Genomic DNA, 24209 nt, shown 5'->3' with positions numbered 1-24209 from the left:
GTACTCACCCTCTCGGGCTTTCCTCCGGGCTTTTCCCTTCGGTCTTGCGTTTCCGACTCTATCAGACTCTTTCCTGTCCGATTCCCCGTCGGAGCAGGGCCGCCTTCCAGTTTTCCGCTTTCGCGTTTCCCTTTCCAGCGATTCCGACTTTATCAGAGTGATCCGAGTCGGATTCCCACCCCCATTCGGAAGGTCCCAGGCATGTGATTAACCCGGGTTCCCGGCGGGGTGGAACCGTAAACGTACTGGAGCGGGGGGCCTCGAAGCAAATCGGGGCCCCCCGCTCCGGGTGACGCATCGGACGACGCGTCAGATGGCTCAGACCTCGACCACCACGGGCAGGATCATCGGACGCCTGCGGTACGTGTCCGAGACCCACTTGCCCACCGTGCGGCGCACGAGCTGCTGGAGTTGGTGCGGCTCCGCGACGCCGTCCGCGGCCGCCTTGCCGATGGCCTCTTCGACCTTGGGCAGTACGGCGGAGAACGCGGTGTCCTCGATGCCCGAGCCGCGGGCCTGGAAGTGCGGGCCGCCGACGACCTTGCCCGTGGTGGAGTCGACCACCACGAAGACCGAGATGATGCCCTCGTCGCCGAGGATGCGGCGGTCCTTGAGGGAGGTCTCGGTGACATCGCCGACCGACAGGCCGTCCACGTAGACGTAGCCGGCCTGGACCTTGCCCACGATCCTCGCCCTGCCGTCGACGAGGTCGACCACCACGCCGTCCTCCGCGATGACGATGTGGTCCTTGGGGACCCCGGTCAGCGCGCCCAGTTCGGCGTTGGCGCGCAGGTGGCGCCATTCGCCGTGGACCGGCATCAGGTTCTTGGGCTTGCAGATGTTGTAGAAGTACAGGAGCTCGCCGGCCGAGGCGTGGCCCGAGACATGGACCTTGGCGTTGCCCTTGTGGATGACGTTCGCGCCCCACCGGGTCAGGCCGTTGATCACACGGTAGACCGCGTTCTCGTTGCCCGGGATGAGCGAGGACGCCAGGATGACCGTGTCGCCCTGGACGATCCGGATCTGGTGATCGCGGTTGGCCATGCGCGAGAGCGCGGCCATCGGCTCGCCCTGGGAGCCGGTGCAGACGAGGACGACCTCGTGGTCGGGAAGGTCGTCGAGTGTCTTCACGTCGACGACCAGACCGGCCGGGACCCGGAGGTAGCCCAGGTCGCGGGCGATGCCCATGTTGCGGACCATCGAGCGGCCGACGAAGGCGACTCTGCGCCCGTACTCGTGTGCCGCGTCGAGGATCTGCTGGATGCGGTGGACGTGGCTCGCGAAGCTCGCCACGATGATCCGCTTCTGCGCGTTCGCGAAGACCTGACGCAGGACGTTCGAGATGTCGCGCTCGGGCGGGACGAAGCCCGGGACCTCCGCGTTCGTGGAGTCCGAGAGCAGCAGGTCGATGCCCTCCTCGCCGAGTTTGGCGAAGGTGGGCAGGTCGGTGAGCCTGCGGTCCAGCGGGAGTTGGTCCATCTTGAAGTCGCCGGTGTGGACCGCCATGCCGGCGGGAGTACGGATGGCGACGGCCAGGGCGTCCGGGATGGAGTGGTTGACCGCGACGAACTCGCAGTCGAACGGCCCGATGCGCTCGCGGTGGCCCTCGGTGACCTCAAGGGTGTACGGGCGGATGCGATGCTCCTGGAGCTTCGCCTCGATCAGCGCGAGGGTCAGCTTGGAGCCGATCAGCGGGATGTCGGGCTTCAGCCGGAGCAGGAACGGGACACCGCCGATGTGGTCCTCGTGGCCGTGGGTGAGCACGACCCCGTCGATGTCGTCGAGGCGGTCCCGGATGGTGGTGAAGTCCGGCAGGATCAGGTCGATACCGGGCTGCTCCTCCTCGGGGAAGAGGACGCCGCAGTCGACGATGAGCAGACGGCCGTTGTACTCGAAGACCGTCATGTTGCGGCCGATCTCGCCCAGACCTCCGAGCGGGGTGACACGCAGGCCGTTCTTGGGCAGCTTCGGCGGCGCGCCGAGTTCAGGATGCGGATGACTCAAAAGACTCTCCTCACCACACGCGCCACGTGCCGCAGTGGCACGTGGCGCGCATGACATTCGTGCACTTGCTGTTGTCTGTATGGACCGATGTCCGGGGTGAAACCGATGTCTCGGTTTGTCTCGATGGGTTATGTCTTCGCGTATTCAGTTGTGAAGTCTGTGACTAGAGCTGTACCCCGCCGGCCGCCAGATCGATCTTGAGCTGAGCGGTTTCGTGGTCCGACAGCTCGACGAGCGGGAGGCGGAGCGGTCCGGCCGGCAGCTTCTGCAGCGTGAGCGCGGCCTTGGTGGTGATGACGCCCTGGGTGCGGAACATGCCCGTGAACACCGGGAGCAGCTTCTGGTGGATCTCGGTGGCCTTGTGGACGTCACCGGTGAGGTGGGCGTCGAGGAGTTCGCGCAGCTCCGGGGTGACGACGTGGCCGACGACGGAGACGAAGCCGACCGCGCCCACGGAGAGCAGCGGGAGGTTCAGCATGTCGTCGCCGGAGTACCAGGCCAGACCGGACTGGGCGATGGCCCAGCTGGCGCGGCCGAGGTCGCCCTTGGCGTCCTTGTTGGCGACGATGCGCGGGTGCTGGGCGAGACGGACGATCGTCTCGGTGTCGATGGGGACACCGCTGCGGCCCGGGATGTCGTAGAGCATGACGGGCAGGCCCGTCGCGTCCGCGATGGCGGAGAAGTGCCGGAAAAGGCCCTCCTGCGGCGGCTTGTTGTAGTACGGGGTCACCGCGAGCAGTCCGTGCGCTCCGGCGCGTTCGGCTGTGCGGGCCAGCTCCAGGCTGTGGCGGGTGTCGTTGGTGCCGACGCCGGCGACGATATGGGCCCGGTCTCCGACGGCCTCCAGGACGGCCCGTACCAGCTGCTCTTTCTCCGCGTCACTGGTGGTCGGCGACTCACCGGTGGTGCCGTTCAGGACCAGGCCGTCGTTGCCCGCGTCCACGAGATGGACGGCGAGCCGCTGGGCACCGTCGAGGTCGATTGCGCCGTCCGCCGTGAAGGGCGTGACCATGGCGGTGAGGACCCGGCCGAAGGGGGTCTGCGGAGTGGAGATCGGAGCCATGGGTAACACGCTACTCGCTGCTCAGCTCACCGTGTCCCTTTGGGGGACGGGACAAGAGGAGCCCGGCACTGCCTGCTCGGGGGTTCAAGCAGTGCCGGGTCCGTTTGATCAGCCTAGATGAACTTCTCGAAACGCCGCAATCCGGACACTTCACTCGGCCGACCGTACATCTGTGCCCCGGACAGGCCCGGAGTGCCTTCTAGGGCGCGACCCGGCCATTGGCATTGAAGGCCGCGTGGGTGAGGGGCATGAGCTTCGCCCAGTGCTCCTCCATCCGCTCTCCGACCATTTCGATCTCCCGCTGCGGGAAGGACGGGGTCCTCGCCTGTTCGTGCTGGGTGCGCAGGCCGAGGAAGTGCATCAGCGAGCGCGCGTTGCAGGTGGCGTACATCGACGAGAAGAGCCCGACGGGCAGCACGGAACGGGCCACCTCACGGGCCACGCCCGCCGCCAGCATCTCCTGGTAGGCCTCGTACGCCCGCGTGTAGGAGTCCTCCATGACGCGGCCGGTCAGCTCCTGCTGCTCGCGGGTGCCGTCGACGAACACGTACTTCCCGGGACGGCCCTCCTGGACGAGCTTGCGCGACGCGTCGGGCACGTAGAAGACCGGCTGGAGCTCGCGGTAGCGGCCCGACTCCTCGTTGTACGACCAGCCCACGCGATGCCGCATGAACTCGCGGAAGACGAAGATCGGGGCGCTGATGAAGAACGTCATCGAGTTGTGCTCGAAGGGGCTGCCATGGCGGTCCCTCATCAGGAAATTGATCAGTCCCTTAGACCGCTCGGGGTCCTTCGAGAGCTCTTCCAGGGACTGCTCGCCGGCGGTGGAGACGCGCGCGGCCCACAGCACATCGGAGTCACCGGCGGCGTGCTTGACCAGCTCGACGGTGACATCGCTGCGGAAGCTCGGTTCGGTCTCGGCGGGGGTGTCGCTCACCGGCGGGGTCCTTCCATTCGCATCGCACGGGCGGCGCCCACTCTACGGCTCGGCACCGACAGCGACGGACGGGCCGGCGCCGGGCGCCGTTCGTTGGTCAATTCGGGGAATTCGGGCACCGAATGGGGCTGTTGTTCGTCTCACTGAGTAGCAGCTGACACACCAGCGGCGTTCCATCACGAGATCGCAAGGAGAGTCCCTCCATGTTCCGCCGGCGAGAGGCCGTCCCGTTCGCATTCGTCGCCGAGGCCGACAGCTTCCGCAGTAACGTCGCGCCCCCGCCCAAACACCGGGCCAGCACATCCGAGGTCGTCAGCCGTGCGCTGATCGGACTGACCGTCGTCGCCGGGTTCACCGGCGCGCTGCTGTTCGGACTGCCGTCCCTGGACACAAATCAGTCGGCCGGCCACACGCAGCAGTCCGAGGCGTCACAGGGCCGCTGACTCGTCCGGCCCCCCTGGGGTGGTCCGGTCGGGCCAGGGATCGATAGCCTCACCGGGCACAGCAATCGAGCGTGCTTGTGAGTGAGGATCAGTCGTGCCCCTGCCCTTCTTGACGGCCGACCGGGCTTTTGACGCGACCGATGACGTCGCGCTGCCCTTCGACGATCATGATCATTGGCGGCGTCCGTACCGCCCAGGCCCCTGGCGCGTGGTGGCGGCGGCGCTGCTTCTGCTGCTCGCCTCGTTCGTTCTGCTCGCGGCGATGATCATCGCGTTCGCGGGCGCGCTGTCCGGTGCGACGGTGTGTCTGGTGGTCGCCGGGGTGGTGATCGCCGCGGCCCTGCGCCTGCTCCGCGTGGGCGCGTGGGTCAGCCGGCACGGCGTACGCCGGGTGGGCCTGCTGCTGACGAAGACCATGTCCTGGGACCAGGTCACGGCCGTACGCACCGTCCAGCAGCCGGTTCGCTGGCTCGGGCTGCCGCGCACCGTACAGGGGCAGGCGCTCGTCCTCGTACGCCGGCAGGGTGAGCCGATTCAGCTGCTCACCGACCACAACGCGGACTTCCTGTCGCGTGGTGAGGCGTTCGACCGGGCCGCCGACACGGTGGAGGCCTGGGGCGACGAGTACCGCGGCGTCTGACGCCGTCGTACGGACAGGAGAGCGGTACCGAGCGGGGTCCGGCCGTGGCAGGCCGGGCCCCGCTCTGTCGTGCGCGCTCCCGGGGTGCCTGGGGCGGCCCGGGTGGTCAGGCCCGTACGGGCTTGCCGTCACGGAGCGCGATGGCCCGCTGCATCGCTTTGCGGGCCCGGGGGGTGTCCCGGGCGTCGTGGTAGGCGACCGCGAGCCGGAACCAGCAGCGCCAGTCGTCGGGGGAATCCTCGGTCTCGGCCCGGCGCTCGGCGAAGACGGCGTCCGCGGAGTCCCGGTCGATCCGGCCCCCGGCCGTACGCGCCAGGGTGTCGACCGGCAGGCCGCCCTCGGCGTCCAGCTCCGCCGCGAGCCGGTTGGCGCGGGCGACGAACTGGGTGGTCTTCCAGAGGAACCAGACGCCGATGAGCGGCAGGACCAGCACGGCGACACCGAAGGTGACGGTGAGTGCCGTGCCGTGTTCGATCAGCAGCACTCCGCGGCTGCCGACCAGGACGAAGTAGACGACCAGGACGGCGGCCGTGACGCAGTAGGTGATCTTCGCACGCATGGGCTCAGCTCAGGTCGAGGAAGTGTTCCAGGCCGAAGGTGAGGCCTGGGGCGGAGACCACGCGCCGCACACCGAGCAGGACGCCCGGCATGAAGCTGCTGTGGTGCAGGGAGTCGTGCCGGACGGTGAGGGTCTCGCCCTCGCCGCCGAGGATGACCTCCTGGTGGGCGAGGAGGCCACGGAGCCGTACGGAGTGCACCGGCACCCCGTCGACATCGGCGCCGCGCGCGCCGTCCAGCGCCGTGACCGTGGCATCGGGCTGCGGGGCGCTGCCCGCCGCCGTGCGGGCCGCCGCGATCAGCTGGGCCGTACGGACGGCGGTGCCGGAGGGCGCGTCGACCTTGTTCGGATGGTGGAGTTCAACGATCTCGACCGACTCGAAGTAGCGGGCCGCGGTCTCGGAGAACTTCATGGTGAGGACCGCGCCGATGGAGAAGTTCGGCGCGATCAGCACGCCGGTCTCCGGGGAGGCGGCCAGCGAGGTGTTCAGCTGTGCGAGCCGCTCGTCGGTCCAGCCCGTGGTGCCGACGACCGCGTGGATTCCGTGGCGCACACAGAAGTCGAGGTTGCCCATCACCGAGGCCGGGGTGGTGAGTTCCACCGCGACCTGGGCGCCGGTCTCCACCAGGGTCTCCAGCTTGTCGCCCCGGCCGAGGGCCGCGACCAGTTCCAGATCGTCCGCGGCCTCGACGGCCCGTACCGCCTCGGCGCCGATACGGCCCCTGGCTCCGAGAACGGCCACGCGCAGCTTGCTCATTGCTCTGTTTCCTTCAGCGTCGGGGGTGCGGCCCGGTCAGGAGACCACGTCGTCGAGGCGGTCCGCCTGCTTGTCCTTGAGGGGTCCGATGACGGACAGCGAGGGACGGTGTCCCAGTACGTCGCGGGCGACCGCCCGTACGTCGTCGGGGGTGACGGCGGATATCCGCCCCAGCATGTCGTCCACGGACATCTGGGCGCCCCAGCACAGCTCGCTCTTGCCGATCCGGTTCATCAGCGCGCCGGTGTCCTCCAGACCGAGGACGGTGGAGCCGGAGAGCTGGCCGATGGCGCGGCCGATCTCCTCGTCGCCGAGTCCGTCCTCCGCGGCCCGGTCGAGCTCGTCGCGGCAGATCTTCAGGACGTCGTGGACCTGGCTGGGCCGGCAGCCCGCGTAGACCCCGAAGAGCCCGCAGTCGGCGAAGCCCGAGGTGTACGAGTAGACGCTGTAGGCGAGCCCGCGCTTCTCCCGTACCTCCTGGAAGAGCCGGGAGCTCATGCCGCCGCCGAGGGCGGTGTTCAGCACGCCGAGCGCCCAGCGGCGCTCGTCGGTGCGCGCCAGGCCCGGCATGCCGAGGACGACGTGGGCCTGCTCGGTCTTGCGGTTCAGCAGGTCCACCCGGCCCGCGGTGCGTACGGCGCGGCTGCCGTCGCGGGGGGCCAGGGGCGCGGCGTCCGTACGGGACAGGGCGCCGGCCCTCTCGAACGCCTTGCGGACCTGACGTACCACCGTGGCGTGGTCGATGTTGCCCGCGGCGGCGACGATGAGACGCGTCGGGTCGTAGTGCTTCTTGTAGAAGCGGGCGATCCGGTCGCGGTCGAGGTCGTTGACGGTGTCGACGGTGCCGAGGACCGGCCGGCCGAGCGGGGAGTCGCCGAACATGGTCTGCGCGAACAGGTCGTGTACGCAGTCGCCCGGGTCGTCCTCGGTCATGGCGATCTCTTCGAGGATCACCCCGCGCTCGGCGTCGACGTCGGCGGCCTCGATGAGCGAGCCGGTGAGCATGTCGCAGACGACATCGATGGCCAGCGGGAGATCGGTGTCGAGCACCCGCGCGTAGTAGCAGGTGTACTCCTTCGCCGTGAAGGCGTTCATCTCACCGCCGACCGCGTCGATGGCGGAGGAGATGTCGAGGGCGCTGCGCCGGGTCGTGCCCTTGAAGAGGAGGTGCTCCAGATAGTGCGTGGCGCCGTTGAGCGCCGGGGTCTCGTCGCGGGAGCCGACCTGCGCCCAGATCCCGAAGGTGGCGGAGCGTACCGACGGGAGGGTTTCGGTGACGACGCGCAGACCGCCGGGGAGGGTCGTACGGCGGACCTTACCGATGCCGTTCTCGCCCTTGAGCAGGGTTTGGGTACGGGCGACGGCCCGCGCCTCCGAGGAGGTGCGGGCCGTCGTCCTGGAGCTGGCTGTCACTTCGCGGCTTCGTCCTTCGCCTCTTCGGACTCTCCGGCCTCTTCACCCTCGATGACGGGGATCAGGGAGAGCTTGCCGCGCTGGTCGATCTCGGCGATCTCGACCTGGACCTTCTGGCCCACACCGAGGACGTCCTCGACGTTCTCCACGCGCTTGCCGCCGGCGAGCTTGCGGATCTGCGAGATGTGCAGCAGTCCGTCCTTGCCCGGGAGCAGCGACACGAACGCACCGAAGGTGGTGGTCTTGACGACCGTGCCCAGGTAGCGCTCGCCGACCTCCGGCATGGTCGGGTTGGCGATGCCGTTGATCGTGGCGCGGGCGGCCTCGGCGGCCGGTCCGTCGGCGGCACCGATGTAGATGGTGCCGTCGTCCTCGATCGTGATGTCGGCGCCGGTGTCCTCCTGGATCTGGTTGATCATCTTGCCCTTGGGGCCGATGACCTCACCGATCTTGTCCACCGGGATCTTGACGGTGATGATCCGCGGGGCGTTCGGGGACATCTCGTCCGGGACGTCGATGGCCTCGTTCATCACATCGAGGATGTGGAGGCGGGCGTCGCGGGCCTGCTTCAGCGCGGCGGCCAGGACCGAGGCGGGGATGCCGTCGAGCTTGGTGTCGAGCTGGAGCGCGGTGACGAAGGTCTTCGTACCGGCGACCTTGAAGTCCATGTCGCCGTAGGCGTCCTCCGCACCGAGGATGTCGGTGAGGGCGACGTAGTGCGTCTTGCCGTCGATCTCCTGCGAGATCAGGCCCATGGCGATACCGGCGACGGGGGCCTTGAGCGGCACACCGGCGTTCAGCAGCGACATGGTGGAGGCGCAGACCGAGCCCATGGACGTCGAGCCGTTGGAGCCCAGCGCCTCGGAGACCTGGCGGATCGCGTACGGGAACTCCTCGCGCGTCGGCAGCACCGGCACGATGGCGCGCTCGGCGAGCGCGCCGTGGCCGATCTCGCGGCGCTTCGGGGAGCCGACGCGGCCGGTCTCACCGACGGAGTAGGGCGGGAAGTTGTAGTTGTGCATGTAGCGCTTGCGGGTCACCGGCGAGAGGGTGTCCAGCTGCTGCTCCATGCGGAGCATGTTGAGGGTGGTGACGCCCAGGATCTGGGTCTCGCCACGCTCGAAGAGCGCCGAGCCGTGCACGCGCGGGATGGCCTCGACCTCGGCGGCGAGCGTACGGATGTCCGTGACGCCGCGGCCGTCGATACGGACCTTGTCCTTGATGACGCGCTCGCGGACCAGGGACTTGGTCAGCGCGCGGTAGGCACCGGAGATCTCCTTCTCGCGGCCCTCGAACTGCGGGAGCAGCTTCTCGGCGGCGAGTTCCTTGACGCGGTCCAGCTCGGCCTCGCGGTCCTGCTTGCCGGCGATGGTGAGCGCCTGGGAGAGCTCGCTCTTGACGGCGGCGGTCAGCGCCTCCAGGACGTCGTCCTGGTAGTCGAGGAAGACCGGGAACTCGCCGGTGGGCTTGGCGGCCTTGGCGGCGAGGTCGGACTGGGCCTTGCACAGCGCCTTGATGAAGGGCTTGGCGGCTTCCAGACCGGCGGCGACGATCTCCTCGGTGGGAGCCTCGGCGCCGTCCTTGACGAGCTGGATGGTCTTCTCGGTGGCCTCGGCCTCGACCATCATGATCGCGACATCGCCGTCGTCCAGGACGCGGCCGGCGACGACCATGTCGAAGACGGCGTCCTCCAGCTCGGTGTGCGTCGGGAAGGCGACCCACTGGCCCTTGATCAGGGCGACACGGGTGCCGCCGATCGGGCCGGAGAAGGGCAGGCCGGCCAGCTGCGTGGAGCAGGAGGCGGCGTTGATGGCGACCACGTCGTACAGGTGGTCGGGGTTGAGCGCCATGATCGTCTCGACGATCTGGATCTCGTTGCGCAGGCCCTTCCTGAAGGAGGGGCGCAGCGGGCGGTCGATCAGGCGGCAGGTGAGGATCGCGTCCTCGGACGGCCGGCCCTCCCGGCGGAAGAAGGAGCCGGGGATCTTGCCGGCCGCGTACATCCGCTCCTCGACGTCCACCGTCAGGGGGAAGAAGTCGAGCTGGTCCTTGGGCTTCTTGGAGGCGGTGGTGGCCGACAGCACCATGGTGTCGTCGTCCAGGTAGGCCACGGCGGACCCGGCGGCCTGCTTGGCCAGCCGTCCCGTCTCGAAGCGGATGGTGCGGGTGCCGAAGGTTCCGTTGTCGATAACGGCCTCGGCGTAGTGGGTCTCGTTCTCCACTAGTGTTTTCTCCTCGTGTTCGTCCGGTGCCCGTGTGGCAGGGGACGTGGCGGAGAAGCGCTCCTTGGTGCGGGCCGGTCTTCGATCGAAGCACCCGGGCCCGCGGCATGGGCCGCGCGCCTTCCGGGAGCCACTACCGAGGACCGGCGGCGGCGGAGTTCGCTTCTCCTCTTCAGTTGTGCTCGTGCGACCAGATTACTGAGCTTCGCCGCGGGATGACATTCCGGTTGTCCCGGGCGGGGCGCTCGTGGGCCCGGTACGGGGGTGGCCGGCCCACCCGTACCCCGGCGCGTGCGCGGCGGAACGTACGCGCGTACGCGAAAGGAGCGGTCCCCTGGAAGTGGGAACCGCTCCCTTCACGGTGTCTTACTTGGCACCGCCGGCCGCACCGCGGCGGATGCCCAGGCGGTCGACCAGCGTACGGAAGCGCTGGATGTCCTTCTTGGCCAGGTACTGCAGCAGCCGGCGGCGCTGACCGACCAGGATGAGCAGACCCCGACGGGAGTGGTGGTCGTGCTTGTGGGTCTTGAGGTGCTCGGTCAGGTCCGAGATCCGGCGCGACAGCATGGCGACCTGGACCTCGGGGGAGCCGGTGTCACCTTCCTTGGTGCCGAACTCGGTCATGATCTGCTTCTTCGTAGCGGCGTCGAGCGACACGCGTACTCCTCGTGGGTCTTCGTGGCCACCGAGTGCCCCAGGTCGAATACTCTGGGGAGCTTCCGTTACTCGGGAGGCGGGGATCCGTTGGGCGCTGTTCCGGACGGTTCCGGAACGCGTACACAAACGGCCGCTACGTAGCGTACCAGCCTCGTCAGGAGGTCAGCGCCCGGATGGAGTGGTAGACGTCGAAGACCGCCAGACAGAGCGGTACGAGCGTCAGCAGGACGAAGGCCTCCGCGATCTCCAGGAAGCGGCCCCAGAAGGGGGTCACGCCCTTGCTCGGCACGATCAGGCCGATGGCGGTGATCAGGGCGGCGACGGCCGCGACCGCGGTGGTGAGCCAGACCGTACGGATGTCGAGCGCCGTGCCGTCACCCCGCAGGGCCTCCTGGATCAGCTCCGAGGGCGGGTTGAGGCAGAGGCCCAGCACCAGCAGCGCCAGGGCGCCGAGGCCCGCGGCCAGGGCGCAGCCGACCTGGGCGGTGTAGCGGAAGAGGTGGGCGCGCATCAGCATGGCGATGCCGGTGGCGAGCGCGAGCAGCTGTCCCCATACGTTGTCGGAGAAGCCGAGCACCGCGGCGGCGCCCACGGCCACCAGCGCGCAGCCGCCGACCAGGCCGACCAGCAGTTCATGGCCGCGCCGGGCCTGGGCCGCGATGCGCTCGGCGTCGACCGGGCCCTGGGGGACCGGGTCGGCGCCGTAGTCGCCGACGGACGAGCGGGGCGGCTCGAAGCCGATGGGAAGCCGGGCGAAGCGGGTGGAGAGGCCGGGCAGGAACGCCAGGGTTCCCACGGCGAGCGGGGCGCAGACCCCGGCGGTCTCGACGGGCGCCATATCGGTCATGATCGCGGCGAAGGTCACCAGCAGGCCGATGGCGGCGGCGAACACGAACGCGACGAAGGCGCCGTCCCCGCTCGGGGTGACGATCATCAGGATCACCGCTGCGACGAGCACGGCGGCGCAGGCGAGCAGGAACTGCAGCCTGCCGGTGCCCTGGCCCTGCGCGGGCGACAGCAGTCCGGAACCGGCGACGGCCGCGTGGGCCAGCGATCCGATGCCCAGGGCGATGGACGAGCCCCGGTCGTCGTAGATCCGGGCGCGTACGCCGGCGAGCGCGAGCAGCAGGACGGCCGTGACGGCGGCCAGGATGCCGGGCAGGCCGTGCATGTCGTGCCGGGGGTCGGCCGTCCACAGGACGAAGGAGAGCAGGACCAGCAGGACCGAGCCGCCGAAGAGCCCGGCGCCGCGCATGAGGCCGTCGGTCCAGAGCGTGCTGTCGCGGGCGACTGCGGAGGCGACGGCGTCGGAGACATCGTCGAAGACCGCGGGCGGCAGGGACTCGGCGAAGGGCCGCATCGAGAGCAGCTCGCCGTCGAGGATGCGCTGGGCGGCCAGGGAGCGCGCGCTGTCGAGTACGGTGCCGTCCCGGCGTACCAGGTGGTAGCCGACGGGGGCGCCCTCGGCGGGGCTCTGTCCCGACAGCCTGAGGATCTCCGGGTAGAGATCGGCGATGGGGATGTCCTCGGGCAGTGCCACGTCGACGCGGCCGTCCGGCGCGACGACCGTGATCCGGCAGAAGCCGGTCCCGCCGCCGGCCGGAGCCACGGGACCGGGGTGACCGGTTCCCGCGGCCGCCGCTCGGGCCGTCTGGGCCGTCATGCTCACCTGCTGTTCCCCCTTGTGATTCCTTGCGACTCTGATGGATCGTGCGCGTCATTCTGCTGGATCGTGGGCGTGGACCGCGTGCGCGGTCCGGTGCGCGGATCCCGTGCCTGGATCGTGTGCGTGGGCGGGTCCTGGGAATGGATTGTGTGGATCGTGGGCCGCGTGCTGAGACCGGGCCTTGCGCTACGACCCGAATCACCCTGTTTTTTGCAGTAGTTCACGGGTGCGCAAACGCGTCGCGTCACCCTACCGCCATGCCTCCTCACGCCACGCAAGTAGGATCCTTCCCCGCGGATGGAACCCGTCGCCACGGGGGCGCCGATAGGAAACATTCCGTCCGGCAAGGGAATTGGTGAGCTGTGAGCCAGATCGTCGTCAAGCGCCCACCACGGGTCCTGCCCGCCGAAGTACCCGGCGAGCAGGTGCAAGTGCAACCTCCGCCCGAGCTGCCGCGAGGACAGCAGGAGGGCGCGCTGATGCAGCTGCTGCCGATGCTGGGCATGGGCGGTTCGGTCGTCTTCTTCTTCATGACCCCGAACCCGATCATGCGGATCATGGGCATGGTGATGATCGCGTCGACGGTCGCCATGGCCATCGCGATGCTGGTCCGTTACCGCCGGGGCACCCAGGGCCAGCTCGCCGACATGCGGCGCGACTACCTCAAGTACCTGACGCAGACGCGGCGTACGGTCCTGCGCACCGCGCGCCTCCAGCGTGACGCGCAGTACTACCTCCATCCGTCGCCGGAGCAGCTGTGGGCGCTGGTCGCCGAGGGCAGCCGGGTCTGGGAACGCCGGGTGGGCGACGTCGACTTCGGGCAGGTGCGCATCGGTCTGGGCAACCAGCAGCTCGCGACCCCGCTCATCGCGCCCGAGACGGCGCCGGTGGACGATCTGGAGCCGCTCACCGCGGGGGCGATGCAGCAGTTCCTGACCGCGCACAGCACGCTGGGCGGGCTGCCGATGGCCGTCTCGCTGCGCGCCTTCTACCACCTGACGGTCAGTGGGGAGCCGGAGTGCGTACGCTCCACGGCCCGCGCGGTGGTCTGCTCGCTCGCCTCGCTGCACTCCCCCGACGATCTGGTCATCGCCGTGGCCGCCGGGCGCGAGGCGGCCCCGCGGTGGGAGTGGGCGAAGTGGCTGCCGCATGTGCAGGTCCCGGACAGTACGGACGGCGCGGGCAGCAGGCGGCTGATCACCACCGACGCACGGGAGCTGGAAGAGCTGCTGGGGAGCCGTCTGGAGGGCCGTCCGCGCTTCCAGCCCGGCGGCCAGCCGCTGCTCGACCAGCCGCACATCGTCGTCGTACTCGACGGCCAGTCGGTACCCGCCATGTCGGCGCTCGCCGCGGCGGAGGGCCTCCAGGGCGTGACGGTCATCGAGGTCGTCCCCGGCGAGGTCACCGGCGCGCGCGGCGGCCTGTCCGTCGTCGTCCACCCCGATTCGCTGCAACTGGAGTCGGGGCACGGCCTGGTGTACGACGGCGCGCCCGACCAGCTGAGCGCCGAGGCCGCCGAGGCGCTCGCCCGCCAGCTGGCGCCGCTCACCGTGGCCTCGGGCGGGGACGACGACGAACCGCTGCTCGCCAACCTCGACTTCACCGATCTGCTGAATCTGGGCGACGCGGCCTCCGTCGACGTCACCCGCACCTGGCGCCCGCGCTCCCAGGCGGAGCGGCTGCGGGTCCCGATCGGGGTCGGCGAGGACGGCACGCCGGTGATGCTGGACCTGAAGGAGGCCGCGCAGGAGGGCATGGGTCCGCACGGTCTGTGCGTGGGCGCGACGGGTTCCGGCAAGTCCGAGCTGCTGCGTACGCTCGTACTGGGCCTGGCCGTCACGCACTCGTCGGAGACCCTCAACTTCGTCCTCGCGGACTTCAAGGGCGGCGCCACCTTCGCCGGGATGTCGCAGATGCCGCATGTCGCCGCGGTGATCACCAACCTGGCGGACGATCTGACGCTGGTGGACCGCATGGGCGACTCCATCCGCGGTGAGCTGAACCGCCGGCAGGAGATGCTGCGCGACGCGGGCAACTACGCGAACATCCATGACTACGAGAAGGCGAGGGCCGCGGGCGCGCCCCTCCAGCCCATCCCCTCTCTCGTCCTGGTCATCGACGAGTTCAGCGAACTGCTCACCGCCATGCCGGACTTCATCGAGATGTTCGTGCAGATCGGGCGCATCGGCCGGTCGCTGGGCGTCCATCTGCTGCTGGCCTCACAGCGGCTGGAGGAGGGCCGGCTGCGCGGTCTGGAGACCTATCTGTCGTACCGGATCGGTCTGCGGACGTTCTCCGCGGCCGAGTCCCGCGCGGCGCTGGGCGTGCCCGACGCGTACCAGCTGCCCAATGTGCCCGGCTCCGGGTATCTGAAGTTCGGTACGGACGAGATGGTGCGGTTCAAGGCCGCCTATGTGTCCGGTGTGTACCGCACGAACCAGCAGCGGGCGACGGCCCCCGGTGGGCCGCTCCCGGTGGACCGCAGGCCCGTGGCGTTCACGGCGGCTCCGGTGCCCGTACGGTACGTCGAGCCGAGCACCACCCGGCCCGACGTGCCCGAGGCGCGTACGAGTGAGGACGACGCGCTGGCCGACTCCGTGCTCGATGTGATCGTGCGGCGGCTGGAGGGGCGGGGCGCCGAGGCCCATCAGGTGTGGCTGCCCCCGCTGGACAACCCGCCGGCGCTCGACGAACTGCTTCCGGGACTCGCGGGGGTGGAGGGACGCGGGCTGACGCAGCCCGGGTTCGAGGGCGCGGGCCGTCTCGTCGTACCGCTCGGTGTGGTCGACAAGCCGTACGAGCAGCGCCGCGACACGCTCTACCGGGACTTCTCCGGGGCCGCGGGCCATATGCAGATCGTCGGTGGCCCCCAGTCGGGCAAGTCGACGCTGCTGCGGACGATCATCTCGGCGTTCGCGCTGACCCACACGCCGCAGGAGGTCCAGTTCTACGGTCTCGACTTCGGTGGCGGCGGTATGTCGTCGATCGCCGGCCTGCCGCATGTCGGCGGGGTCGCGTCGCGCCTCGACCCCGAGCGGGTGCGGCGCGCGGTCGCCGAGGTGTACGGGATCCTGTCGCGGCGCGAGGAGTACTTCCGCGCCGCGGGCATCGACTCCATCGTGACGTACCGCAGGCTGCGGGCGCGCGGCGACATCTCGCCGACGGAGCAGCCGTGGGGTGACGTGTTCCTGGTCATCGACGGCTGGGGCAACTTCCGTTCGGACTACGAGGGCCTGGAGCAGGCCGTCCTCGACATCGCGGCGCGCGGACTGGGCTACGGCATCCATGTGATCCTCACGGCCTCGCGCTCGATGGAGGTCCGGGCCAATCTCAAGGACCATCTGATGAACCGCCTGGAGCTGCGGCTCGGCGACACCATGGACTCCGAGCTGGACCGCAAGTCCGCGGTCAATGTCCCCTCCGGGGTGCCGGGGCGCGGGCTGACGCCGGAGAAGCTGCACTTCATGGCGGCGGTCCCGAGGATCGACGGGATCAACTCGGACAGCGATCTGTCCGAGGCCACCGCCGCGATGAACCAGGAGGTGTCCCGGCACTGGACGGCGCCTGGCGCTCCCGCCGTACGGCTGCTTCCGCGCGAACTGCCGGTGGCGGACCTCCCGGCGGGCTTCGCCCAGCCGGAGCGCGGCGTCGCCTTCGCCATCGACGAGAACAACCTGGAACCGGTCTTCGTCAATTTCGAACAGGACCCGTTCTTCCTGGTGTTCGGCGAGAGCGAGGCCGGCAAGACCAACATGCTGCGGCTGCTCATCAAGCAGCTGACCGAGCGGTACGACGGCGACGCGTGCAAGCTCTTCGTGATCGACAACCGGCGCGCGCTGCTGGACGCCACTCCGGCCACGCACCTGGCGGAGTACGTCCCCATGTCCAACAACATGGAGCACCACGTGGACGCCCTGGTCGACCTGATGCGGCGCCGTACGCCGTCGGCGGATGTCACGGCGCAGCAGCTGCGGGAGCGCAGCTGGTGGCGCGGCCCGGACGTGTACGTGGTCGTCGACGACTACGACCTGGTCTCGACATCGAGCGGCAACCCCCTGGGGAAGCTGACGGAGCTGCTCCCCTTCTCGCGCGACGTGGGCGTCCGCTTCATCATCGCCCGCAACGCGGCGGGCGCGAGCAGGGCCGCGTACGAGCCGTTCCTGCAGCGGATGACGGAGCTCGGCGCACAGGGCGTACTGCTCTCCGGCGACCCGCAGGAGGGCGAGGTGCTCGGCAACGTGAGGATGCGCCCGATGCCGGTGGGACGGGGAATCTTCGTCTCGCGCCGGCGCGGGAACCCGCTGGTGCAGACGGGCCTGATGCCCTCGCAGGAGGAGCGGTGACCGGGGCGGGGGTCTTCGCGGCCTCCTTCGCGGTGCTGTTCCTGGGCCTGGCGTTCGTGGACCAGCGCAAGGCGTGGTGGCGCTTCCAGGCGAGACGCTTCGAGAACCCTGAGGCGCACGAACCGTCGGACGGGCTGATCCGGGGGCGGAAGCTGGCGCTGATCGGGGTGGCGCTGTTCCTCGGGTGGCAGGCCGTGGAGATGTTCCGGCTGGCGGGGATGGCGTCGTGAGCTCTCGTGGGGCGGGCGTAGGGCGGGCGTGGGCCGGGCGTGGGCCGGGCGTGGGCCGGGCGTGGGCCGGGCGTTGAGCTTTCGTGCGGACATCCCGTGCGACCGCTACTGACGAGTGAACGAGGGCGCGTTGACGGGTCGAGTGGCTTGATGACCTGATGGCCTGATGGCTTGACCGGTCGACGGGCCGGTCCGGGCATGGCGCGATCCGAGCACGCGGCGATCCGAGCACGCGGCGATCCGAGCACGCGGCGATCCGAGCACGCGGCGATCCGAGCACGCGGCGATCCGGCAGTGAACACGGGGAGATGGACAGATGGCGTGGGACGAGTGGGAACAGCTGAAGGCGTCGGCGGCGGCGGCCAACCAGCCGGCACAGATGCGGCTCAACGGCATCCCGGAGGAAGACCGGCCCAACGCGGGCGGTCCGACCGGTGATCTTGAGGTGACGCAGAAGGACTTGGCGGCGATCGGCGACGAGGCGTTCAAGCTCTACAACCGGTTGTGGGAGGAAGCACGGGTCACCAGCACCGACACCGCCGCGACCGATCTGAAGAACCAGGGGTTCGAGCTCGGCGGCGCCCTGAGTCATGTAGCGGTGCGCTGGGACCGACAGCTCAACTCGCTCATGGACGCCTGCGCGCTCATTTCGAACCACATGGACTTCACGGACAAGGCACATCAGGGCGACGAGATCTTCATCGAGCGTCATGTGAGCAGCATCTCCACCCTTGACGCCGGCTTCGACGAGTCGTGGGCCGAGCCCGGCAAGAAGAACGAGATCTACGGCGAGGACAAGAAAGACAAGAAGGACTAGGGGGCGGGCCCATGGATTTCGAAGCTCTTCACTCTGCCAACTTCAAGCTGCTCGACGATGCGGTCGACGACTGGACGAAGATGCTCGGCAAGCTCGCCGACCTGAAGACGGACGCGAAGGACGGACTCCACGGCAAGGCCATCAAGGCCAACTGGGCCGGCGTCAACGCCACTGTCTCCCGGGAATTCATCGGCAAGACCGCCGGGGAGTTCGGCGACGCCCATACCCAGGCCGAGTCCATCCGCAACATCCTCCGTGACACCCAGGGTGAGTTGAAGACCCAGCAGCGCCTGCTCAAGGAAGCGGTCGAACGCGGCAGGAACAACCACATGTCCGTCAGACCGACGGGCAGCGGATTCACCGTCACCCCCAACCCCGACCCGGCGCCGGCGAACGGTCAGAAGGACGTCGACGCCCTGCGGGACGAGCTTGAGGGAATCCTCAGGACGGCGACGGAGATAGACAGCACCGCGTCCACGTCGCTCAAGGCACTCGTCGATCTCACCGACTACGGATTCTCGGGGCAGAAGTACGCCGATCGCGATGCGGCCGCCAACGCGATCAAGGAGGCCGAGAACCTGGCCCGTATCGCGAAGAAGAATCCGGAGGACCTGACGGTCAAGGAGTTCGACGCGCTCAACGCGGGCCTGAAGAAGTACTCGGGCGACGAACTCTTCGCCGAGCGTTTCGCCGAGCAGCTGGGGCCCAAGGGGACACTGGAGTTCTGGGCAGGTATCACCGATCCCAACAAGAACAGGGACGTATACCCCGCTCGGCGCGAAGAGCTCGCTGATCTGCAGAAGAATCTCAGCCTCACGCTCGCCACCGCGACGCAGGCGGACACGCCTGAAATGCAGCGGTGGAAGTGGGAGATGACAGATCTCGGAAGCCAGCCCGTAAACAAGAACAGCACCACTCAGGGTTTCCAGGTCATGAGCAACCTGATGCGCTGGGGCAACTTCGACGACCAGTTCCTCAAGAGCTACGGCACCGAGCTCATGGAGACCGAGAAGGCGGCCACCAGCAACGGCCGCCACGGGGCAACGGTCTGGACCCACATGGGAATGGCCCCGAACCTGAACCGCACCGGCGAGGACTCCGGCTCGGACCCCATGATCGGCTACCTGAAGGCGCTGTCGAACAGCCCCGACGCCGCGACGGACTTCTTCAACGACCCGTTCCTCTCGAAGGACGAGGACCACGACTTCAAGACCGATAAGGGCGCAAAGGAATCGCTCTCCAACTTCGACTATCTCTTCGAGGAGCGAGACTGGCCGCCGGAGATGGACGAAAACCGCGACAACAGCATCTCAGGCCGGAACAACCTGGCGCTGGCCCTGGAAGCTGCTACGACCGGCCACCCGGCGGGCGAAATGCCAACCGCTGACACGCCACCGCACAACGCGGATCAGGCGAAGCTGATGAAGAACATCGTCGAGTCCATCTCAGAAGATAACGAGCGCCTCACCAAGTATGGTTTCATGTCCGACAGCATGGGGCAGATCGCGTCGGAATACCTGCCGGATATCAACCGAGCGATGACTGATGACGTCGATAAGGACACGGACAGGCTCTTCCCGCTCGCCGGCGCGCAGGCTGAAATGGAGCATCGCGATGTGACGCGATTCTTGTTCACCGTGGGCCAGAACGAAGAGGGATACGCAGCGGTTGAAGTGAGCCAGCAAGCCTATATGGCAAACCTGATGGACTATCACCTGAACCCTGATCTTCCAGAAGATTTGCGCTACTCGAAAGATCCGCAGTTTGTCGTTGAACAAGTTGCTCATGGATCGGGCGAAGTCTCAGGAACCCTTGCGCAAGCGCGCGCCGAGGCCGTCGCAGGGGAGGCCGAAGAGAAGGACAAGGCTTACGAGCACTCCGTGGCCCAGTGGAAGAACGGGATATCGGGCGTGGTCGGCACCGGCGTCGGCGTCGGCACGTCCTTCATCGCCAGCCCAGCTGGAGGGGCCGCGGCCGGGGGGGCCGCAGGCACCGTAACCAGTACGGTCCTGGAAGAGCTGTTCAAAGACGCCGAGGGCAAGGCCAAGGACGAAGCAGGACCCGTCATGGGTGAGTATTGGGAAAGCGGTCTGCAGAAAAACACCAAGTACACCGAGATGGCGGCCGAACTCGCGGTAGCGGCGCATACGAGGGATGATCTTGCGGATGCGGGGGAATGGGCGCGTACTGGAGCACAGAGCGGGTTCAGGGCATCCGAAGCGAGCGTGAATTCCATGGCCCCGGACCTCAAGACGGATATCTGATGCCACACCGTCAGCAATTGATCTCCCACCTTGAGTAATTCGCACCCAGCCCAGAGAGGTCTTTAGTCTTGATATACTCCCAGGCCAGTCCCTCACTGACACCTCGGAAAATTGCATTCTTGGCGACAGCTATCACCTTCGGAACCGTACTGGCAGCCTGCTCAACACCAAAGAGCGAAGAGCGGAAGTATGCTGTCCCGGAATCCCTGTGCGGCGTAACCGTAGAATCCGATCTGCTGTCACCATTCTTGCCGCCCGGAGAGAAGATCTCCACGCAGAAAGAATCACCCAATGGCGGAACTACGCAATGCAACATTATCGTGGACGGAAAAATCGCCGTCATTGCGAGCCGCATATGGTGGGCGAGAGGGGGTGGCGTCAGCGACGTGGCCGCCGTACATGCAAAGGTGGACCCCGGACAAGTCACGGATGACAATATGTACCTTTACTCAGGTACCGGAGCCGTCGGTAGGACAGAGGATTGCACCGATTCGACACATCCCGATCAGAATCTCTTCACCGTCATCCAGGTATTCACATCCAACCGAGACGACAAATCCTCGATGAAATCTCTGATCCCCGCCTACACCAAGGCGGTCGAACAATCGGATGAGTGCCCTCACGATTCACGTGCATAGCATTAGCGGCTCCAGGAGTTCAAGAAGTACAACCTCTCTTCCGAGCTCCCTGAGTAGCCGTCCAGCCCCAGGTCACCGCTTTCGCTCCCGACTGATCTGCGCTTTGCCGCGATGTCGTCACCAAATAGAGGGATAATCGCGTGACTGTCATGTCGAAGAAGTTCCTGATTCCGATCGCGGCACTCTCGGCGGTCAGTTTGACGACCGCATCGCTGTATGCTCTCGAACTGCCTCGCCTGGTGGACACTGTTGCCTGGCACTGAGGGGAGAGAACACAAGGGAACGTATGAGAAGCCATGAGAACCGCCCGCACGCCGCATGCCGTCGGCTCACCGCGGACCTGGGGGTCCTCTCGTTCGTCCTGCTCGTCTCCGCGTGCTCGGAACCGGCACAGCCGTACGAGACCCCCACGGCGCTCTGCGGCGTCGGCGTGCCGGCGGAGGTGCTGGATCCGCTGCTTCCTGAGGGGGAGAAGGTCTCTGAGCGCTCCCGGACGGCCAGTGGCGTCAAGCGCTGCTACGTGTCGGTGGACGACAAGGTCGCGCTGTCGACGTCCGTCGAGTGGTACGAGGCCGGGACCCCGGTAGCGGAGATCGCCTCGAAGACAATCGGCGCGGATCCCGGTGACAAGGTCACCGCCGACAAGCGGTACAGCTACTCGGGCAAGGGCGGGGTCGGGCTGATGCGGTGCGAGGAGCCGTCCACGATCGACAAAGACGTCGACGGCGACCTCTACGCGACCGTACGGGTCGGCGGCGACCCTGCGGACGCTTCCGCGGTGCTGAAGTTGATCGAGGCATACACGTCCGCCGCTCCCGCGGCGGGTGAATGCAAAGTCGATCTCTGACGTGCACCACGACAGTGCCCACGCGGCGTCCGCGGCGCAGGTGGTGTCGCGAGCGAGCGTGCGTGCTACGGATCAGGCTCGGGTCGCGTAGCGCAGGAAGCTGTTCCAGGTCCCGGGGGCGAGGGTCAGTTGCGGGCCCTGTCGCACCTTGGAGTCCCGGACATGCACGGTGCCGACCTGTCCCGTGTCGTGGATGGACAGCGCCACCTCTACGCAACTGTCGCCAGAGCTGCCGCTGTAACTGCTCTTGAACCAGGCCAGTTCCGTGCTGCTCATGCCGCTCCTCGCATCTGCCGCAACAGGCTCACGGAGTCCTCCAAAGAGAGAGCCTGTGAACGCATCCTGGCATACCGCATCTGGAGCATGCTGACCACTTTCGGGTCAGAGATGAACTGCCCGCTCTCCTGTGCCTCGCAGTAGGCAAACCACCTGTTCTCGGGCGTCTCCAACAGCTGCACCGGGCCGTCCATGCCTGCGTGGCTCTCCCGCGCCAACGGCATGATCTGGATCTCGATGTTCCGCAGCTCGGCAAGTTCGAGGATGCGGTCGATGAGCTCCCTCACGGCCGCCGTCCCGCCCGTGCGTCGCCGGAGCAGGTGCTCCTCGATGATGAAGCTGTACGCGGTGTTGGGCCGTTCCCGCAGCAGGCGCTGCCTTTCCGTACGGGCGGCCAGTCGGGTCTCGATCTCGTCATCGCCCAGGGGCGGGAGCCGATCGGCGAACAGTTTCCGCGCATACGCTTCCGTCTGCAACAGCCCCGGGATCAACCGGCATTCGTAGGTGTAGAGGTTGACCGCCTCCGCCTCCAGCAGTGCCCACTGCCGAAACCAACTCGCCAGCCCCGGCTGCCGTGACAGATGCCGCGCCGCCCCACCGTCCGTGCCAGCCGTCACGTCCGGCCACCTTTCGCGTGTTCGCCCCGCCACGCACTCTCTCACCACACACGGTCACCGGGCGTTACGCGTACTGTTCACCTCACGGATCCGTACGCGGCCCGGCGTACGGATGATCGTCGTGGTGAACTGCCTCTCCAGCGCGTGACATTGGGCGCGCGGGCGAGAACATCCCGCATTTGCACCGCGCCCTGACCATGCGTATCGGTTTCGCAATCGGCGGGCCCATCGCATCGTCCGCGTGCGCGGCTCGACTGATCGCCGACCGGGCCGCCCAACGCATCTCGGACCCCCGGTCCAACCCATTCGCATCAACCGGAAGGCAGCCCTATGTCAAAACTGACCGACAGTCGAGGCAGCTGTGTCGCCATCGCTTGTGTCGCCCTGGTCCTCCTCGCCGGCTGCGGCGGGAACTCGGAACCGGAGGCGGGAGGGAGCGACGGCAAGCCCCTCAACGCGCAGGAGACACAGGCGATACTGCCGGACGCGAAGGCTATGCCCGGTTGGCGAGTCTCGCTCGCTCCCACGGCGTATCCCCTTGAGGAAGCCGTATCAAAGGGTGTGACGCGTTGCCCCGGAGAGGAAGGGAACTCCTGCGACAACGTCCAATTCACAGGTGCTTCAACCTTCCTGGCCGACAGGAAACCCGTTGTGTCGTTCCTTGCCTTCGCGTACAAGGACACGGCGTCCGCTGAATCGGCGTACGAATCGGTGTGGGAGGCGTGGAAGGAGAGGACGCCCGAGGCGAGGAAGCTGAACCTCGGTGCGATCGGCGAGCGCCGTGACGCCGTGCGGGGACTGAACGCGTCCATGGACGAAGGGTCGAAGGGGGCGATCGCTCAAGTGCGCGTCGGCGCCGTCATCGTGCTGGTCACGGGAGAAGCCGCTCCCAAGGTGGACATGGCTGACACTTTGATCACGAAGTTCGCCGCCACCTTCTCGGAACGCGCGCGGGAAGCGCAGGACGGCAAGACGCCGACGGCCACGCTCGGAGCCTGAAACGAAAAGTCCGTGCCAGTACGGGCAGCCATGCGTGCGGGGCGCCGGCGGCGATCACTCCACTTTGACGGTGTTGCCTGTCCCCGTGTGCCCGTGTGCCCGTGTGCCCTGTCGGATGTGCCGGCCGGCGGACGGTCGAGCCGGGCCGAGATGGTCAGTGGCCGGACGGTGCCAGATGTGCGCGCTCTCCCTGCGCGCCGAAGAGGGCGAGCAGCTCCGCGGGCCGGCTGTCGGCGCTGCCGATCCAGTGCGGTTCGCGGGTGTCGAACTCCGCGGCCTCGCCGACGCCGAGCCGGAACTCCCGCTCGCCGAGCACGAACCTGACGTGTCCGTCGAGGACGTAGAACCACTCGTATCCCTCGTGGGTCTGCGGGTTCATCGTGGGTGCCCGGCCGGCCGATGGATAGATCACCTTGTAGGCCTGGATACCGCCGGCCCGCCTGGTCAGTGGCACCATCACCAGCCCGGATCGCCGCACCGGCCGTAGATGGACGCGCGGGTCGCCGGTGGGCGGCGCCGCGACGAGATCGTCGAGCGGGACGTCGTGCGCCCGCGCCAGGGGCAGGAGCTGTTCCAGCGTGGGGCGGAGCTTGCCGTTCTCAAGACGGGACAGAGTGCTCGCTGTGAGGCCTGTTTCGTCTGCCAGCGCCGCCAGCGTGGCGCCCCGCGCCCGGCGCAGGGCGCGCAGACGCGGTCCGACTCCTGCCAAAACGTCTTCCGCGAGGTTCCCCATGAGTCGATAATGCGGATCCGCAACTTTTCTTGCAAGGGCGAAACGGTGGTGGCGATGCTGGCGGTACAACCCACCGGCGTCGAA

The 24209-nt window shown here is 67.9% G+C and carries 20 protein-coding genes and 1 pseudogene; 9 read left to right on the top strand and 12 right to left on the bottom strand.

Going from position 1 to position 24209, the window contains the following annotated elements:
- Nucleotides 1-318 precede the first annotated feature (318 nt).
- The 3 genes from ACZ7LS_RS27595 to thyX form a co-directional block, all read right to left on the bottom strand.
- On the bottom strand, nucleotides 319-2004 hold the full coding sequence (locus ACZ7LS_RS27595; RefSeq protein WP_356511567.1) for a ribonuclease J: 1686 nt from the start codon (nucleotides 2002-2004) through the stop codon (nucleotides 319-321).
- Between the two features lie 163 nt (nucleotides 2005-2167).
- Nucleotides 2168-3067, bottom strand: a complete 900-nt coding sequence (dapA, locus tag ACZ7LS_RS27590) for a 4-hydroxy-tetrahydrodipicolinate synthase (RefSeq protein ID WP_356511565.1) — start codon at nucleotides 3065-3067, stop codon at nucleotides 2168-2170.
- 199 nt (nucleotides 3068-3266) lie between these two features.
- Nucleotides 3267-4004 carry an FAD-dependent thymidylate synthase gene (gene thyX, locus ACZ7LS_RS27585; protein WP_382516910.1) on the bottom strand — a complete coding sequence of 246 codons (738 nt, stop codon included), beginning with the start codon at nucleotides 4002-4004 and terminating at the stop codon, nucleotides 3267-3269.
- A gap of 203 nt (nucleotides 4005-4207) precedes the next feature.
- On the opposite strand from thyX, the gene ACZ7LS_RS27580 reads away from it, so the two are divergent.
- Nucleotides 4208-4447: a hypothetical protein gene (locus ACZ7LS_RS27580; RefSeq protein ID WP_382664528.1), complete on the top strand. Its 240-nt coding sequence runs from the start codon at nucleotides 4208-4210 to the stop codon at nucleotides 4445-4447.
- A gap of 94 nt (nucleotides 4448-4541) precedes the next feature.
- Nucleotides 4542-5087, top strand: a complete 546-nt coding sequence (locus ACZ7LS_RS27575; RefSeq protein WP_382516916.1) for a hypothetical protein — start codon at nucleotides 4542-4544, stop codon at nucleotides 5085-5087.
- 106 nt (nucleotides 5088-5193) lie between these two features.
- Here the strand turns inward: ACZ7LS_RS27575 and ACZ7LS_RS27570 are convergent, their stop codons facing one another.
- From ACZ7LS_RS27570 to eccD, 6 genes are all read right to left on the bottom strand, one after another.
- The gene (locus ACZ7LS_RS27570; protein WP_382664530.1) at nucleotides 5194-5646 is read right to left on the bottom strand and encodes a tetratricopeptide repeat protein; all 453 of its coding nucleotides are present in this window, start codon (nucleotides 5644-5646) and stop codon (nucleotides 5194-5196) included.
- Nucleotides 5647-5650: 4 nt separating this feature from the next.
- A complete protein-coding gene (dapB, locus tag ACZ7LS_RS27565) occupies nucleotides 5651-6403 on the bottom strand; it encodes a 4-hydroxy-tetrahydrodipicolinate reductase (protein WP_382664532.1) in 753 nt (250 codons plus the stop codon).
- Nucleotides 6404-6439: 36 nt separating this feature from the next.
- Nucleotides 6440-7816: a M16 family metallopeptidase gene (locus ACZ7LS_RS27560; protein WP_382968494.1), complete on the bottom strand. Its 1377-nt coding sequence runs from the start codon at nucleotides 7814-7816 to the stop codon at nucleotides 6440-6442.
- Nucleotides 7813-10038 carry a polyribonucleotide nucleotidyltransferase gene (locus ACZ7LS_RS27555; protein ID WP_356511551.1) on the bottom strand — a complete coding sequence of 742 codons (2226 nt, stop codon included), beginning with the start codon at nucleotides 10036-10038 and terminating at the stop codon, nucleotides 7813-7815. The genes ACZ7LS_RS27560 and ACZ7LS_RS27555 overlap by 4 nt, the downstream gene beginning before the upstream one ends.
- Before the next feature lie 366 nt (nucleotides 10039-10404).
- Nucleotides 10405-10695 carry a 30S ribosomal protein S15 gene (gene rpsO, locus ACZ7LS_RS27550; RefSeq protein ID WP_030351649.1) on the bottom strand — a complete coding sequence of 97 codons (291 nt, stop codon included), beginning with the start codon at nucleotides 10693-10695 and terminating at the stop codon, nucleotides 10405-10407.
- A gap of 154 nt (nucleotides 10696-10849) precedes the next feature.
- Nucleotides 10850-12358, bottom strand: a complete 1509-nt coding sequence (gene eccD, locus ACZ7LS_RS27545) for a type VII secretion integral membrane protein EccD (RefSeq protein ID WP_385136479.1) — start codon at nucleotides 12356-12358, stop codon at nucleotides 10850-10852.
- A 365-nt stretch (nucleotides 12359-12723) separates the two neighbouring features.
- On the opposite strand from eccD, the gene eccCa reads away from it, so the two are divergent.
- The 6 genes from eccCa to ACZ7LS_RS27515 all read left to right on the top strand — a co-directional run bounded on the left by eccCa (nucleotide 12724) and on the right by ACZ7LS_RS27515 (nucleotide 21500).
- Nucleotides 12724-16704 carry a type VII secretion protein EccCa gene (eccCa, locus tag ACZ7LS_RS27540; RefSeq protein WP_385136481.1) on the top strand — a complete coding sequence of 1327 codons (3981 nt, stop codon included), beginning with the start codon at nucleotides 12724-12726 and terminating at the stop codon, nucleotides 16702-16704.
- Nucleotides 16701-16934 carry a hypothetical protein gene (locus ACZ7LS_RS27535; RefSeq protein WP_382664541.1) on the top strand — a complete coding sequence of 78 codons (234 nt, stop codon included), beginning with the start codon at nucleotides 16701-16703 and terminating at the stop codon, nucleotides 16932-16934. The genes eccCa and ACZ7LS_RS27535 overlap by 4 nt, the downstream gene beginning before the upstream one ends.
- 316 nt (nucleotides 16935-17250) lie before the next feature.
- Entirely contained in the window at nucleotides 17251-17751 is a 501-nt protein-coding gene (locus ACZ7LS_RS27530; RefSeq protein WP_382664542.1) for a hypothetical protein, read from the top strand.
- Nucleotides 17752-17762: 11 nt separating this feature from the next.
- Complete coding sequence (locus tag ACZ7LS_RS27525; protein WP_385136484.1) at nucleotides 17763-20015, top strand: hypothetical protein; 2253 nt, start codon at nucleotides 17763-17765, stop codon at nucleotides 20013-20015.
- A 119-nt stretch (nucleotides 20016-20134) separates the two neighbouring features.
- The gene (locus tag ACZ7LS_RS27520; protein ID WP_382664546.1) at nucleotides 20135-20653 is read left to right on the top strand and encodes a hypothetical protein; all 519 of its coding nucleotides are present in this window, start codon (nucleotides 20135-20137) and stop codon (nucleotides 20651-20653) included.
- A gap of 286 nt (nucleotides 20654-20939) precedes the next feature.
- Nucleotides 20940-21500 (top strand): hypothetical protein, encoded by a 561-nt coding sequence (locus tag ACZ7LS_RS27515; protein WP_385136487.1) that lies wholly within the window; start codon nucleotides 20940-20942, stop codon nucleotides 21498-21500.
- 72 nt (nucleotides 21501-21572) lie between these two features.
- Here ACZ7LS_RS27515 and ACZ7LS_RS27510 read toward each other — a convergent pair whose 3' ends face one another.
- Complete coding sequence (locus ACZ7LS_RS27510; RefSeq protein ID WP_385136490.1) at nucleotides 21573-21776, bottom strand: DUF397 domain-containing protein; 204 nt, start codon at nucleotides 21774-21776, stop codon at nucleotides 21573-21575.
- A pseudogene (locus tag ACZ7LS_RS27505) lies at nucleotides 21773-22369 on the bottom strand (DUF5753 domain-containing protein); the annotation flags it as partial. The pseudogene ACZ7LS_RS27505 and the gene ACZ7LS_RS27510, both read right to left, overlap by 4 nt.
- 354 nt (nucleotides 22370-22723) lie before the next feature.
- On the opposite strand from ACZ7LS_RS27505, the gene ACZ7LS_RS27500 reads away from it, so the two are divergent.
- On the top strand, nucleotides 22724-23392 hold the full coding sequence (locus ACZ7LS_RS27500; protein ID WP_385136493.1) for a hypothetical protein: 669 nt from the start codon (nucleotides 22724-22726) through the stop codon (nucleotides 23390-23392).
- Nucleotides 23393-23546: 154 nt separating this feature from the next.
- On the opposite strand, the gene ACZ7LS_RS27495 is transcribed toward ACZ7LS_RS27500, so the two are convergent.
- Nucleotides 23547-24125 (bottom strand): helix-turn-helix domain-containing protein, encoded by a 579-nt coding sequence (locus ACZ7LS_RS27495; RefSeq protein WP_385136496.1) that lies wholly within the window; start codon nucleotides 24123-24125, stop codon nucleotides 23547-23549.
- Between the last annotated feature and the right edge of the window lie 84 nt (nucleotides 24126-24209).

The organism is Streptomyces sp. NPDC039430 (genome assembly GCF_055639435.1).
Note: the sequence above shows the minus strand (reverse complement) of the source record. Positions and strands in the feature narration are given on the sequence as shown.

Coding starts and splice junctions, on each gene's coding strand:
- dapA (WP_356511565.1), bottom strand. CDS start 3,067: ATGGCTCCGATCTCCACTCCGCAGACCCCCTTCGGCCGGGTCCTCACC.
- ACZ7LS_RS27580 (WP_382664528.1), top strand. CDS start 4,208: ATGTTCCGCCGGCGAGAGGCCGTCCCGTTCGCATTCGTCGCCGAGGCC.
- ACZ7LS_RS27570 (WP_382664530.1), bottom strand. CDS start 5,646: ATGCGTGCGAAGATCACCTACTGCGTCACGGCCGCCGTCCTGGTCGTC.
- dapB (WP_382664532.1), bottom strand. CDS start 6,403: ATGAGCAAGCTGCGCGTGGCCGTTCTCGGAGCCAGGGGCCGTATCGGC.
- eccD (WP_385136479.1), bottom strand. CDS start 12,358: ATGACGGCCCAGACGGCCCGAGCGGCGGCCGCGGGAACCGGTCACCCC.
- ACZ7LS_RS27530 (WP_382664542.1), top strand. CDS start 17,251: ATGGCGTGGGACGAGTGGGAACAGCTGAAGGCGTCGGCGGCGGCGGCC.
- ACZ7LS_RS27525 (WP_385136484.1), top strand. CDS start 17,763: ATGGATTTCGAAGCTCTTCACTCTGCCAACTTCAAGCTGCTCGACGAT.
- ACZ7LS_RS27515 (WP_385136487.1), top strand. CDS start 20,940: ATGAGAAGCCATGAGAACCGCCCGCACGCCGCATGCCGTCGGCTCACC.
- ACZ7LS_RS27510 (WP_385136490.1), bottom strand. CDS start 21,776: ATGAGCAGCACGGAACTGGCCTGGTTCAAGAGCAGTTACAGCGGCAGC.
- ACZ7LS_RS27500 (WP_385136493.1), top strand. CDS start 22,724: ATGTCAAAACTGACCGACAGTCGAGGCAGCTGTGTCGCCATCGCTTGT.
- ACZ7LS_RS27495 (WP_385136496.1), bottom strand. CDS start 24,125: ATGGGGAACCTCGCGGAAGACGTTTTGGCAGGAGTCGGACCGCGTCTG.